Annotated in this window: 9 protein-coding genes; 2 read left to right on the top strand and 7 right to left on the bottom strand. The window is 62.3% G+C overall.

The features are described from left to right. Nucleotides 1–7: 7 nt before the first annotated feature. On the bottom strand, nucleotides 8–436 hold the full coding sequence (locus tag HZF05_RS02910) for a very short patch repair endonuclease (protein ID WP_160365100.1): 429 nt from the start codon (nucleotides 434–436) through the stop codon (nucleotides 8–10). A gap of 36 nt (nucleotides 437–472) precedes the next feature. Between HZF05_RS02910 and HZF05_RS02905 the strand changes: the two genes are divergently transcribed. Together HZF05_RS02905 and HZF05_RS02900 are read left to right on the top strand one after the other, a co-directional pair. Then, entirely contained in the window at nucleotides 473–2,848 is a 2,376-nt protein-coding gene (locus HZF05_RS02905; RefSeq protein ID WP_160365099.1) for an ATP-binding protein, read from the top strand. Then, nucleotides 2,838–3,773 (top strand): response regulator, encoded by a 936-nt coding sequence (locus HZF05_RS02900; RefSeq protein ID WP_181638776.1) that lies wholly within the window; start codon nucleotides 2,838–2,840, stop codon nucleotides 3,771–3,773. The genes HZF05_RS02905 and HZF05_RS02900 overlap by 11 nt, the downstream gene beginning before the upstream one ends. Here the strand turns inward: HZF05_RS02900 and HZF05_RS02895 are convergent. The 6 genes from HZF05_RS02895 to HZF05_RS02870 all read right to left on the bottom strand — a co-directional run bounded on the left by HZF05_RS02895 (nucleotide 3,702) and on the right by HZF05_RS02870 (nucleotide 12,967). After that, nucleotides 3,702–4,952 (bottom strand): DNA (cytosine-5-)-methyltransferase, encoded by a 1,251-nt coding sequence (locus HZF05_RS02895; protein WP_160365097.1) that lies wholly within the window; start codon nucleotides 4,950–4,952, stop codon nucleotides 3,702–3,704. The genes HZF05_RS02900 and HZF05_RS02895 overlap by 72 nt on opposite strands. Nucleotides 4,953–6,172: 1,220 nt before the next feature. Then, complete coding sequence (locus tag HZF05_RS02890; protein ID WP_160365096.1) at nucleotides 6,173–6,973, bottom strand: crotonase/enoyl-CoA hydratase family protein; 801 nt, start codon at nucleotides 6,971–6,973, stop codon at nucleotides 6,173–6,175. A gap of 20 nt (nucleotides 6,974–6,993) precedes the next feature. Further along, complete coding sequence (locus HZF05_RS02885) at nucleotides 6,994–7,974, bottom strand: acyl-CoA dehydrogenase family protein (RefSeq protein WP_160365095.1); 981 nt, start codon at nucleotides 7,972–7,974, stop codon at nucleotides 6,994–6,996. A 1-nt stretch (nucleotide 7,975) separates the two neighbouring features. Next, nucleotides 7,976–9,127, bottom strand: a complete 1,152-nt coding sequence (locus tag HZF05_RS02880; RefSeq protein WP_160365094.1) for an acyl-CoA dehydrogenase family protein — start codon at nucleotides 9,125–9,127, stop codon at nucleotides 7,976–7,978. Continuing rightward, nucleotides 9,120–10,382 carry an acetyl-CoA hydrolase/transferase C-terminal domain-containing protein gene (locus HZF05_RS02875; protein WP_160365093.1) on the bottom strand — a complete coding sequence of 421 codons (1,263 nt, stop codon included), beginning with the start codon at nucleotides 10,380–10,382 and terminating at the stop codon, nucleotides 9,120–9,122. Before HZF05_RS02875 ends, HZF05_RS02880 begins: the two co-directional genes overlap by 8 nt. Nucleotides 10,383–10,531: 149 nt before the next feature. Then, nucleotides 10,532–12,967, bottom strand: a complete 2,436-nt coding sequence (locus tag HZF05_RS02870) for a TonB-dependent receptor (protein WP_160365092.1) — start codon at nucleotides 12,965–12,967, stop codon at nucleotides 10,532–10,534. Nucleotides 12,968–13,046 lie beyond the last annotated feature (79 nt).

The raw sequence follows: 13,046 nt of genomic DNA, 5'->3' as shown, positions 1-13,046 counted from the left end.
GGACGCATCAGGCGCCGGAGCGAGAGGTTTCCTGGGTGTTCGGCGGAAGTCCCAGATCAGATAGAAGGGTTTCGAGGCGATCACCTCGCGCCTCGCATTCCCAGATCGTGATGACCTTCCAGCCAGCCTTCTCCAGCAAGGCTTCGTTGCGCGCGTCGCGTTCCTTGTTGGTGGCGAATTTCGTTCGCCAGAACTCCGATCGAGACGCGGGAACCTTCGCAACGCGGCATCCCTCGTGATGATGCCAGAAACAGCCGTGCACGAAGATCGCGATCCGATGCCGGGGCAGGATGATATCTGGCGTCCCGGGAAGATCTCGGCGATGCAACCTGAAACGATAGCCTGATCGATTAAGGAGCTGGCGGACGAGGATTTCCGGTCGAGTGTTCTTGCCCTTGAACCGAGCCATCAGGCTCCGCTTCGCTTCCGGCTCCATGCTCGACTCGCGCATCGCGACTGCTACTATCGGGCCATGGAGAACAAGGCGGGACCGCAACACTTTCGAATCAGCTCGTCACTGAAGGATATCATCGGACGCGACCTCATCACCAACGACTTCGTTGCGGTCTTTGAGCTCGTCAAGAACTCCTTCGACGCGCATGCGAAACGGGTAGATATCGTATTCGACGACGGAGGGCTTTGGATCGTTGACGACGGAAAGGGAATGTCCAGGAACGACATCCTTTCCAAGTGGCTGTTCGTAGCCTTTTCCGCAAAGCGCACTGGTGAAGAGGACGACGATCTTCCGGAGGGGTTTAGGGACCGGATCTCGCTGAGGCGTGGCTATGCCGGCAACAAGGGGATCGGCCGCTTCTCCTGCGATCGGCTAGGCAGCGCACTCGACCTCTTCTCGCGCCAGTCGGGCACCAAGGTGGTCCACAAGCTCGAAATTGACTGGAGCGACTTCGAGATCGATCCGAAGCAGGAGTTCGCGGAGATCGGCATCCGGATGACCGCTCCTCGATCGCTCCCGGACGTCCCTCACATCCGCGCGTTGTCGGATGGAGGCACGATACTGGCGATAGGCGACCTACGCGAACATTGGTCGCGCAAGAAGCTGCTCCAGCTTCGCGACTATCTGGCCAAGCTGGTCGATCCGTTTGCGCCACCGGAGGACATGGAGATCCATCTCCATGCGCGAAGCGAGGAGGCGGCCGACGAGGTCGATCGCGCCAAGGGCAATCCAACCGTCAATGGTATCATCTCGAATTCAATCATGGAGGTGTTGGAAGGGAAGACGACACGCCTGACCGTGGACTTGGTCAACGGCAAGATCGCTACGACCCTGCACGATCGAGACAGGCTCATCTACAAGATCGAGGAGGATAATCCCTACGAACTGCTCGATGACGCCCATATCTCGGCGGACCTCTTCTATCTCAATCGCAGCGCGAAGAGCACCTTCACCAGACGGATGGGAATCGAGCCGGTGAAGTTCGGATCGGTATTCCTTTTCCTCAACGGTTTCCGGGTTTTTCCGATTGGCGAGGAGGAGAACGACGAGTTCGGAATCGATCGGCGGAAGCAGCAGGGCTACGCCCGCTATCTCGGGACGCGCGATTTACTTGGTAGGATAGACATCGTGGCGCCTGTCGCGGTCTTCAGGGAGGCGTCGAGCCGGGACACGGGACTGGTCGAGAGTCCACGAACCAAGGAGCTCGACGAGTTCGTCCTTCGCCACCTCCTTACACGGCTCGAGAAATACGTGGTGGACGTGACCTGGGCGGACACCTTGGATGCCGATCGCTCAGACACCAGCGGCCTTTCGTCCGAACAAGCGCGTTCACGGATCATCGAGGTCGTTCGGCTCCTGGCAGGCAGGAAGGGCGTGCGCCTCCTCGATTACGATCGAGAGTTGATCGATACCATTAGCGACAGAGCCTCGGAGTTCGAGAGGGCGATGGAAGGGCTTGCCGTCGTCGCGGAACAGACCGGGGATCAGGGTCTATTAGAAAGAATCGAGCGGTCGCGCCGACGCTTCGAACAATTGCGAGAGGCGGCCGCCGAAGCGGAGAAGAAGGCTGAGGCCGAGAGCCGGAAACGGACTGCCGCCGAGGCAGCCGCTCGCGCGGCCGTCCAGCGCGCGGAGGTCTTCGAACGGAAATACGAGCAGGAACGGGAACGTGCCCTCCTACTGACGAGCCTTGAAGCACGGGACAGCGAGACGCTCACGCTCCTCCATCATCAAGTAATCATCTACGCCACTGCAATACAGGATGCCGTCGCGAATAATTTGCGCGCAATTGCCGATGGCGATCCTATCGATCCCGTCGATTTGGCTGCGGATCTGGAGCAGATCAGTTTCCAGAACAGCCGGATCCTCGCCGTGACGAGGTTCGCGACCCAAGCCAACTTCAAGATGGATGCCGACTGGATCGAGGCGGACCTGATCCAGTTCATGGACGAATACGTATCGAACGTGGCATCGTTGTTCGAGGGTGGCCAGTTTGCGACGTTCGACCGGGGCGAGAGCAAGCTCGTCACGCGATTCAAGCCAATCGACGTCTCGATCGTGCTCGACAATCTCTTGAGCAACGCGCGCAAGGCGCAGGCCACGCATATCTCGTTCACGGTGCGACGCGTCAAGCAAGCCCTCGGCCTGGAGATGCTAGTCGAGGACAATGGCAGAGGCGTCGATGCCGCAAAGGTCGACCGTGCACGGATATTCGAGAAGGGTTACAGTGGAACTGCTTCGGGATCCGGGCTCGGGCTATACCATGCCACTCAGGTCATAACCGCGATGGGGGGATCGATTGGACTCGATCCCACCTACGAGGCTGGAGGGGCGCGTTTCCTAATCCGCCTGCCTCGTCCGTCGAAGGCGAAGGGGGCAGAGGTTGAGGCTTGAATTCAGGGTCCTCTGGTTCGAGAACCAGATGGCAGACGTGCGTGCGGGCATCACCGCAATGGAGCGCGAGCTCGCGAAACACGGCTTAGGGCTCGTTGTAGACGAGGAGGCGGACGCCTCGCGTCTCGATCATCTGGCAGATCAACAGGAGAAATTCCACGAGTATGACCTTGTGGTCGTGGACTACGACCTCGGCGAGGGCCAACCGAAGGGAGACGAAGTCGCCCGGCGAGTGCGGAACAGCTTCGGCTTCACGGATATCATATTCTACAGCGGCACGCCGACCGATGTCCTTCGGGAAAGGGTCAAGCAGCAGGCTATCGACGGCGTATACTGCGCCGGCCGGCGGGAGTTACGCGGCAAGCTGATCGAACATGTAGGATTTGTGGTGGAGCGTCTTTCGAGGCTCGAAGCCATGCGCGGTCTTGCGGTCGTTTCGGCTGGGCGCGGCGACGATCACATGCGTGACGTCATCCGACATGCCTATGCACTTATGAGTCAAGAGGAGCAGGTCGCACTACTCAAGGCGATCGACGATCAGGTGTATGGCTTCGCCAGTTCGTCGCGGAAGCGATATGAGAAGCTGACCGATCTCGAGGGAAGGCTGTCGAGCCGGTCCGTGACGAGCATGGTTCTATATGGCGCCGCCAGCGACGCCGTCAGCAATCTACTCGCCACCCATCCCCATTGCGAACCGGAGCTATTGATCCTCCGCAACTATTTGAAGGAGGTCATCGAGCCTCGCAACAGCCTCGGCCACAACGTCGAGCAGCGCGAAGATGCAGGCTGGGTTATCCGCTCGAAGGGGGGTGTGGAAATCAACAAGGCGGCGCTCGTGAAGATCAGAAAGGATTTAGCAAACCACCTTGGGAATTTCGTCGCGCTGATCGAAAAGCTCAGACCGACGATCGATCAGGCCCCGTAGCATTTCACCGATCGCCTCGCCGAGCAGCGGCGGCACCGCATTTCCGACCTGCGTGTATCTAGGGCATGCGGAAGCCCGGCCAAGGCCACCCGTCGTGTAGGGTCCACGAAACTCAAAGGTGTCAGGAAAGGATTGCAACCGCGCGCACTCGCGAACGGTGAGGATGCGGGGTTCCGAATAGTGCAGCATGTCGTCGGGTAGGGTTGTAACCGTGCACGACGGCTGATCGGCCGCGAGCGGGGTAAACGAGCGTTTCAGCATGCCGAGACGCTCGCGGTCACCAACATCGAGTGGTCGTCCAGGCTTGCATGTCGCGAGGACCGTCTGGAAACGCGCTTGCGTAGATTCGGAATGCCGAGGAAGTCGAAGACCATTCGGAGGTCCGTCGGCAGTGGCACGCATGAGCGCCTGATAGGCCGTCGGCCTTGCCGAAGGCTCGTAGGCAATCTGCTGGAATCCGCCCACGCCTCCGTCATCGCAAGCAACCAGTCGTTTTCCCGCGGTTACTAGATCTCCAATGGCCTCCTCGGTCGTCACTTCCCTGTCTACGGGCAGCCCCCGGGTCTCAAGAAACGTTCGGCGGGCCACTCTTAGTCGAAGGAAGGGGTCAATGCCACGTAGCCTCGGGCCCCGGGCTGCAATGACGAAATAGCGGGGACGACGTTGGGGCACGCCCCATTCGGAGGCCATAAGCAGTTCGGACCACACGCGGTAGCCGAGGCTTTCCAACTCGGCCCTAACGAACTGCGCGTAGCTTCCGCCCGTCTCATGCGTCATAGTCGTGAAGCCGCGGACGTTCTCGAGAAGGACGAGTTCCGGTTCAACTAGTTTCAAGAAGTCTAGGTAATGCCGGACCATCGCGTTGCGCGGATCGTTGGCGCGGCGCCTCCCTGCCGTAGAGAAGCCTTGGCATGGCGGGCCGCCTGTCACGAGGGAAACCGAGCCGGCGAGTCCTCGCAGTTCTCGGCGATGATCCGAGATCAGGTTCTCGATCCTACTTGGCGCGATCGGGAGCCAAGCAGGCCATTCTTCAGGCGATCGGAGATGATTTTCCTTGTAGGTCTCGAATGCGTGGGCATGCGCCTCGACAGCGAAGAGTGAAGTCCAGCCTGCCTTGCGCAGGCCTAGGGACAATCCTCCACAGCCGCTGAAGAGATCGATGTAGTATCGCTTTTCCACTCCGCCCTCCGCTAGGGTCGGGAAATTGCGATTCTGCTCGTTCGCGTCCAGGACAAATTGATCCTGAGAGATTATGTCGAGCGCATGTGTCCGTTTTGCCACATTTTCGACGTCACGGTTTTGAGCGCGCGAACTTTTTCGTGCTCAGGGATCTCCTCCTTAATTTGAACTTGGAGTCGCCTGACACATCGGAGGGCGGCTGTCAGTTTGACTGGAGCCACGAGGAAATCGAGATCGTCGACAAGCTGATGCGGGTGTCAGCGCCCTGTCGAGGCGCATGTCTCAAACAGGCGCAAGATCACTTGCGTCGTGAGTCCCACGCTTGTACCCATTGTTGGTCCCATGCCTATGCAGTATTGGGATTTCTGATGTAAAATCAGATACTTAATGAGTGCGCGAGTAAGGTCGGGTATCCTCTCTCCCCGACCACACTCACCAAGCCGGTGAAAACACGTCCATTCCCCTAAGGGGTGCACTTTGCACCCATGAGTGAACGCCTCGTTGTACGCGGTCGTGCGAGCGATGAAGTATCCCAATCTTTCCCAGACGGGCACCTGTTCTGATGGCACCGAAAGATCACTCTCCGGGACATTGCGATCCCCTCGACCTCCCTCTTCGCAAAGCAGATTTTACGAGGGCCCTGCCATGGCCGGTCACCTGAGCGCAGCTTTGGGAAGCTCGAAAACGACCTGCAGCGCGAGGGACAGTGCAATCGGCGGCGCCGCCCTGATTGGCGCGATGCGCGCGCGGTCAGCATCCTGCTCATGCGCCGTTCTCCGACCACCCTGCCCGGCACCATGAGCATCGAGCATCGCGCCGGTCGTCCTGCGGTGGCCAAAACAGCGCGGCGTCGTAACCATCCCGAAGTCGTTCGCAAGGAGCGCCGATCTTCGATTTCGAACTTGATCACAACGATCTCGCCTCGATCGCGAAGCGATCAGAAGATCAGCAATTCCTTCACCACCGCGACCTCGAGAAGGTTAGGTGGCTGGGGACGAGAAAGCTACAATGGGCTTCTGTCTGTTGACGGCTCGGCGGCTTGCGACGACCTTCGTTCGCTCGAATCAAGTCCGGCCACCGTCCGCTCATGCCAAAAGCGACCTATCGGCGCGTCGAAGCGAATGATCGACGAGGCGCCAAGGCCGGTTTGGGATCACGTTCCGAACCCTTCCCATTTGCCAACCGTAAGCTTCCGCGCTCCCCGGCGTCGCAAAACAGCCTCAGTTCCCACTGAATGCCGGAGGGCGCCTCTGGATGAATGCAGATACTGCCTCCTCATGATCTGCGGTTGCATGGGCGAGCGCCTGCATCGCGGCGGATAGCTCGAGCAAGCCGTTGAGGGACGCGGTTTGCCCTTCCCGCAGCAGCCGCTTCGTCATCTGAACGGCGTGCGGCGGATTGACTGCGATGCGTCGGGCGAGCGCGTCTGCGGCCGCCAACAATTCGCCATCCCGCACGACCTTCGAGACGAGCCCGCAATTCAACGCCTCACGGGCGTCGATGACATCGCCCGTCAGCGCCATTTCGGTCGCCTTGGAGATGCCGACGATGCGCGGCAGCAGCCAGGCACCGCCGTCACCGGCGATCAATCCCACCTTGACGAAGCTTTCGGCGAACGTCGCGCTTTCGCCGGCGATCCGCAAATCACACATGCAGGCGAGATCGCAGCCCGCTCCTATCGCCGGGCCGTTGACCGCCGCGATCACCGGTACGTCCAGCGATTGGAAGAGGATCGGCAGCCGCTGAATGCCTTCGCGATAGTTGGCTCGAGTTCGCACCGGAAGCGCGTCGCGCAAGCCACCGCCCGGTGCCATCTTCGTGATGTCGCCGCCGGACGAGAAGGCGCTGCCCGCCCCGGTGATCACCACCGCGCGGACCGAGGGATCGACGTCGGCCGCCGTCACCGCCGCCACCAGCGCATCGATCATCGGCCGATCCGAGATCGGGTTGCGGCGCTCGGGCGCGTTGAGCGTCAACGTGCGAACCGCATCTTGCTGCTCGACGAGAATGAGATCGGACATGACTTGCCTTTCCGTAGTGATCAGGCCGTGGGCGGAATGGCGCGAGCGAACGCGGCGCTGGAGGAAGCGTCGTGCGCCAGCCGAATGTCTCCCAACTGGCGCTGCCAATAACCTTCGGACCCGTTCGCGACCCGCCATTCCTGGAGCCTGCGGGTGTAAAGTTGCAGATCATGCTCCTCGCTGATGCCGATCGCCCCATGGACGGCATGGGCGATCGCGGCGACATCCACGGCCGCGGCGCTCGTCACGCTCTTGGCCGTCGCCGCAGCGGCGAGACTCGGCCATTCGGCGCAACCGGTTCCGATCCGGGCAGCCATGCGCATCATCACCGTCTTTTCGGCCATGATGGCAAGTTGTTGCTGGATCGCCTGCTGCTTGCCGATCGGCTTGCCGAACTGGACGCGTTCGTTGGCATAAGCCACCGTCATCTCGAGCAGCCGGGCGGCGACGCCGGCCATCTTGGCTGCATCCAGCACGGCCTGCATCGCGCGCAGTCCCTGCAACGGTCTCGGCAACGTGAGGATTGGATCAGCCAAGCGAATATCGGCGGCAAGACCGCCGTGAACGCTCGGACGAGGGAGGGCATCGCGATCGATCTCCTGAAGAACGATGGCGGATCCCGTATCGATCAGGGCGTGACGGGCGACCAGCGCGAGCGGAACGTTCCGGGCGACATCGCCGGACATCGCGGCAAGCAGGATTGCGCCGTCCGGCATGGCCATCCCTTCCTGTGCGAGGAGTGCGCGCGCGACCATCGTTTCCGCGACAGGAAAAGGCGTGAGATACCGGCCCAGCGCTTCGACGAGCAAGCCGACATCGCGCAGCGCGAGCCCCGCACCGCCGCTCGCTTCGGGCATCAGCGCGTCGAGAAATCCACTTTCGGCAATGCCGGACCACAGCGCATGGCCATCTTCGCCAGCCTCGATCGCGCGCACCTGCCGCGGCGATGACAGATCTTTCAGCAGGCGTTCGAACGGTTCGAGAAAGGTGATATCGTCCATGTCAGCGAAGCCCCAGGCCACGGGCGATGATGCCCCTCAAAATCTCGCGCGTGCCACCCCGCAGCGAATAGCTCGGTGCGATTTGCGTCACGAATGCGAGCGTGCGGGCCAGTTCAGGCGAAACCGTCTCGTCGGGGTGGCTCCCCAGATCGTCGGCGATCAGGGCCGGGATCGACTGTTCGAAGCCAGTGCCGAGATCCTTTACCAGCGACGCCTCGATCACCGGGGATTCGCCTTCGACCAATTGTGCGGTGACCGCCAGTGACATGGCACGCAGCGTCGCGAGCTCCGCGCAGAGCCGGCCGATCAGGGCGGTGGCCGCCACATCCTTCGCACGGACTTCGCGGACATGGGCGATCCACGTGTCCAGCAGCACGATGCTGGAGAAGATGCGCTCCGGGCCGCTGCGCTCGAACGCCAACTCGGCGGTCACCTGCGCCCAGCCAGCGCCTTCCTGGCCGATCAGCGCTTCGGCCGGAAGCGCCACGTCCTCGAAGAAGACTTCGGCGAAATGCGCATCGCCGGTCAGATCGACGATCGGCCGGACAGTGACGCCGGGCGCCTTGAGGTCGATGATGAACTGGGACAAGCCCTGCTGCCGGTCGGCGGCGCCGCCCGAGGTGCGGACCAGCGCGATCATGTAATCGTCGTGCTGTGCGAAGGTGGTCCAGATCTTCTGCCCGTTCAGCCGCCAGCCGTCGCCCGAGCGTTCTGCACGTGTGCGCACGCTCGCCAGGTCCGATCCCGAGCCCGGCTCGCTCATCCCGATGCAGAAATATATCTCGCCGCGGCAGATGCCCGGAAGATAGGCCTCCCGTTGCGCCTCGGTGCCGAAATGGAGGATGAGCTGAGCGGATTGGCGGTCGGCAATCCAGTGGGCGGCTACGGGTGCACCGACGCTCAGCAGCTCCTCTGCGACGACGAAGCGAGCATAAGCGCTTTTTTCCTGGCCGCCATAGCGGCGCGGCAGCGTCAGCCCGAGATAGCCGGCGCGGCCCAGCGCCAGGCTGAGGTCCCGATCGAAGCCGAGCCACGATCGGGCTCGCCGATCCGCCGGTAAATTCGCGATGCGCGCCGCGATCAGCGCCCGCAGCGGCCCGCGCATGGCTTCATCCTCGTCGGGCAAAGCCCGCAGCGTGAACTTGTCAAACATTCCCGGCTCCCTGTGCCGCCCGTCTTTCTCCGTCCCACGCTTCCGCGAGCATCTCGCGATGGGCGGGTGCGGCGATCGCGATCAGCGCACGGGCACGCTCGTCCATCGAAGCGAGACGCAGATCGGCGACGCCGAATTCGGTGATCACCACATCGACATCGAGGCGTCCGAGCGAGACCGGGGTCGTCAGCCGTGGGCGGATGCGCGAATAGGCACCCCCGCGGGCCGTTGCCTGAAGCACCAGGATGGATCGCCCTCCCTCGCTCGCCATGGCGGCGCGCGCGAAATCGGGGGAGCCGCCCACGCCGCTGACCTGGCGGCCGTTCAGCCATTCGAGGTTCGCCTGGCCGAAGAGATCGATCTCCAGCGCCGAATTGATCGCGACGAAGCGGTCGAGTGCGGCCAGCCTCGCCGTGTCGTGCGTGATGCGGACATCGGCGAACGCGACGAGATCCGACTCCGCCAGCGTTGCGGCGAAATCGCCGTCTCCAACCAAGATGCCGGCGACATGCCCGGTCTCCGCCATGGCTCCCCGACGATGGAGATCGAGAAAGTCCGGAGTCACCATGCCGGACCGGAGCGTGAGGCCGCGATGTCCCCCGAGCGCCTGCCAGACCGCCGCCGGGGCCGAGCCGATCCCGGTCTGAATATGAGCGCGATCGGGGATGAGCTCCGCGGCCAGTTTCCCGATCTTCGCGAGTTCGGACGCGACGGTGCCGGCTTCCGGGGGGGCGAGCGGTTCGTGAATCTCCACGACGGCATCGAACATGTCGGCGGAAAGTCGATGGCTGCGCGGCGGGCAGGGGATTGCGGTATTGACGACACCGATCACCTGCTTCGCACCCGAGACGGCCAACGCCCCGAAATCGGCGCAGGCGCCCAATGAGAAGCCGCCTCCGGGGGCGCGCGCCACCGATACGATCGCCAGATCGAACGGAGTCGAGCCGATGTGCCGGCCAACCTGGCTGTAGGAAAGCGGCAGGAGATCGGTGCGGCCCTCGGCGATCGAGCGTTGCAGATGCGGAGCCGACATGAAGCACTCGACGCGCGTTTCGGGGTGGATCGCGCTATAATCGAAATTGTTCATTCCCGGGACGAGGCCGCTGACCAGGCGAACCCCGGCCAACCGGTCAGGGGACATCGAAAAGGCGGCCTGCAGACCTCGGATTTCGCCGGTGGCTCCCTGAAGATAGACGCGGTGCCCGCGCTGCATCCGGCGCGATACGTCATCCAGCGCCATGAGGGTCGGTCGCATCTCAATCTGTCGCGGCCATGATCACAAGCGGCGGCGCGAGGCGGTGCGGAGAGCCTCCCCCCGGCTGGAAGATCCTTCCGGCGGTGCCGACGCGTGGCGATCGGCACGCCGGAAGGAGACGGTCATTCGTTTGATCCTCATGCTCGGGGTCAGAATTTGTAACCCAGTTCCATACCGAAGGTCCGGGGCTCGCCGGGAAGCGCGACGTTCAGGCCAAGCGCCGCGCCGAGCGGCGTGCCGCCGATGTAATAGGGCTTGTTGAACGCGTTCTTGACGAAGCCGGCCAGGCTCAGGCCCGTTCCACCGATGTTGTGGATGTCGGCCCGGAAATCGACGAGCTTGTAGTGCGGCAACTTGGCATCGGGGTTGGTAGTGTCGGCGAAGTTGGAGAAATACTGCCCATCTTGCGCATAGACGCTGCCCCGCAGGGTGAAGTCGCCGAGATTGTTGGGCAACGGCGCACTGAACTGCCCATAGAGGCTTCCCGAAACCTTCGGCGTATCGGCGTAGGTTCCGGCGGTAAACGTCTGGCCGAACAGGGCGACGCTGGGCGAAGTATATCTCGCATCCGTCACGGCGAGCGTGACGCCCACCTGGAACCACCGGGCGAGATTCGTCTCGGCATCCATTTCGATGCCGCGCACCTCCGCCTCGGGAATGTTCGTGGTGATGGCCGAGAGGCCGCTCGGCAGGACCAGATAGATCGAGCGCTGAACATTGCTGATCCACTGGTTGTAGAGCGCGAGCGTCACGCGGCTCTGGAGGCCGAGGAGACGGCCGTTGAACTTCGCGCCGACCTCGACGTCGTGGGTCTTTTCCGAAAGGAAAAGATTGCCGCCGCTGGCAGCGGTGACCGGCACCGGCGGGGAGGATCCATTGAACCCGCCGGCGCGCCAGCTTCCCCGGCTCTCGACGTAGAGCAGCAGATTGGGATTGGCCTGATATTCGAGGCCGACCTGCCAGCTCGGCGCGGCGAAATGCGCTCCCTCCGGTGCACCCGACGCATAGCGGGACAGCGGGAAGGGTCTGATATGCTCCTGATCCCAGCTGTAGCGGAAGCCGCCGGTGAAGCTCAGCCCCTGCACCCCGGTCAGCGAAGCGAGATTGTAGGTGCCCTGCGCGTAGATCGCCTGGGTCCAGGAACCGGTCCGGTAGTCGGTATCGCCTACCGCCGGCGCGGGCCGTACCGGGACCAGATCGAACGATTCCGAGTCCTGATAATTGTCGTCCCTTTCGTAGCCGTAATAGGCTCCGATCACGAAATCCAATTTGCGATCGAACGCCTTGCCCAGCAACTGCAACTCGTCCGAAAGCTGATCGGTGAAGATCTTGTTGCCGATCGATCCGCGGCCGTTGCTCTGCTCCTGGATTCCGTAGGGAGATCCGTCCTTATCCTGCGCGTCGTGGCTATGGGACTTTGCCGCACCAAAAATGTTCTTGATCTGCAGGTCACCGGTCAGATCGTAGCTCGTCGTATTCGTGACGAAATAGGAGCTGCCGATGTGGAAGTTCGGCGCGTCGATGCTGATGTGCCAGGGATCGTGCGAGCGCTGCTGCTCGATGAAGGCGATGAGACCGCCCGCCGGCGCATTGGGATGGGTCGCCAGATAGCGATCCCAGGCGCCGGGCTGCTTGATGGTGGCATCGAGGCTCGGGCCGAAGAAGCATGCCGCCGACGTCTTGAGCACTACGCCGTTGCGGGGCGGCGAACCGCACGCATAAGCCGACCAGGCGATCGGGTTGACGTTGGTGCCCCGACTGCGGTCATATTCAAAGACAGTCAGGTTCTTGAGGCCGTCGACCGGCTGGAGCGTCAGACTCACCCGTCCGGACTGGCGACGTTGCGACCCATAGTCGAGGCCATCCACGCTGTTGTGCTGGAAGCCGTCACGAGAAACGATATCGCCGGCCACGCGCAGCAGGACCTTGTCCTGCACGATTGGGACATTGACCGACCCCAGAAACTCGCGAAGGCTGTAATCTCCCAGCTTGAAGGTCAGCGATCCACCGAAATCGTTGGTTGGCTTCGCCGTATTGTAGAGCACGGCGCCGCCGGTGACGTTGCGGCCGAACAGCGTGCCCTGCGGTCCCTTCAGCACCTGCACGGATTCCAAGTCGTACAACGAGCTGGCGGTCTGGTCCGTGATCTGGACGTCGTTCGTATAGGTCAGCACCGCGGCATGCGAGCCGGAAAAGGCATCGATGCTTTGCGCGCGCAACGAATAGCTCAGCTGGTTGGCGTTCTGGGTACCGCGCAGAACCAGGCCGGGAACGGCCTTCTGAAGGTCCTGTTGCTGCGTCACGCCGCGCACCGCCAGCTCCGACGAGCCGAAGGCCGATACCGATACCGGCACGCGTTCGAGGCGCTCGCTCTTGCGGCGGGCCGTCACGACGATGCTGTCACCATTGCCTGCGGTTCCGGCCGATGGCGCCGCTTGATCGGCAGCAGGCGGAGCCGCCGCGGCATCGACGCTCTGGGCATGCGCAGGCTGGCCTAGGGCCAACAATGCGAGGCCTGCAGCCCCGCTCTCCAGCGTGATCCGCCTCTGCCGCCGAACGACATCAAGCATCCGAACCGTCTTCATTCGCGCCTCCCCATCAACATCGTTATATTTATTATTATAGATATACTGATTCTGTCGGCTCTGTCCATATGATTTGAAG

The sequence above is a fragment of the Sphingomonas chungangi genome (assembly GCF_013778325.1).
Lineage (GTDB): Bacteria > Pseudomonadota > Alphaproteobacteria > Sphingomonadales > Sphingomonadaceae > Solisphingomonas > Solisphingomonas chungangi.
This window is presented reverse-complemented; position numbering and strand designations above follow the sequence as displayed.

Excerpts from the sequence above, each read along its gene's own strand:
- HZF05_RS02905 (WP_160365099.1), top strand. The coding sequence starts at position 473 with ATGGAGAACAAGGCGGGACCGCAACACTTTCGAATCAGCTCGTCACTG.
- HZF05_RS02890 (WP_160365096.1), bottom strand. The coding sequence starts at position 6,973 with ATGTCCGATCTCATTCTCGTCGAGCAGCAAGATGCGGTTCGCACGTTG.
- HZF05_RS02885 (WP_160365095.1), bottom strand. The coding sequence starts at position 7,974 with ATGGACGATATCACCTTTCTCGAACCGTTCGAACGCCTGCTGAAAGAT.
- HZF05_RS02875 (WP_160365093.1), bottom strand. The coding sequence starts at position 10,382 with ATGCGACCGACCCTCATGGCGCTGGATGACGTATCGCGCCGGATGCAG.
- HZF05_RS02870 (WP_160365092.1), bottom strand. The coding sequence starts at position 12,967 with ATGAAGACGGTTCGGATGCTTGATGTCGTTCGGCGGCAGAGGCGGATC.
- HZF05_RS02880 (WP_160365094.1), bottom strand. The coding sequence starts at position 9,127 with ATGTTTGACAAGTTCACGCTGCGGGCTTTGCCCGACGAGGATGAAGCC.
- HZF05_RS02910 (WP_160365100.1), bottom strand. The coding sequence starts at position 436 with ATGGAGCCGGAAGCGAAGCGGAGCCTGATGGCTCGGTTCAAGGGCAAG.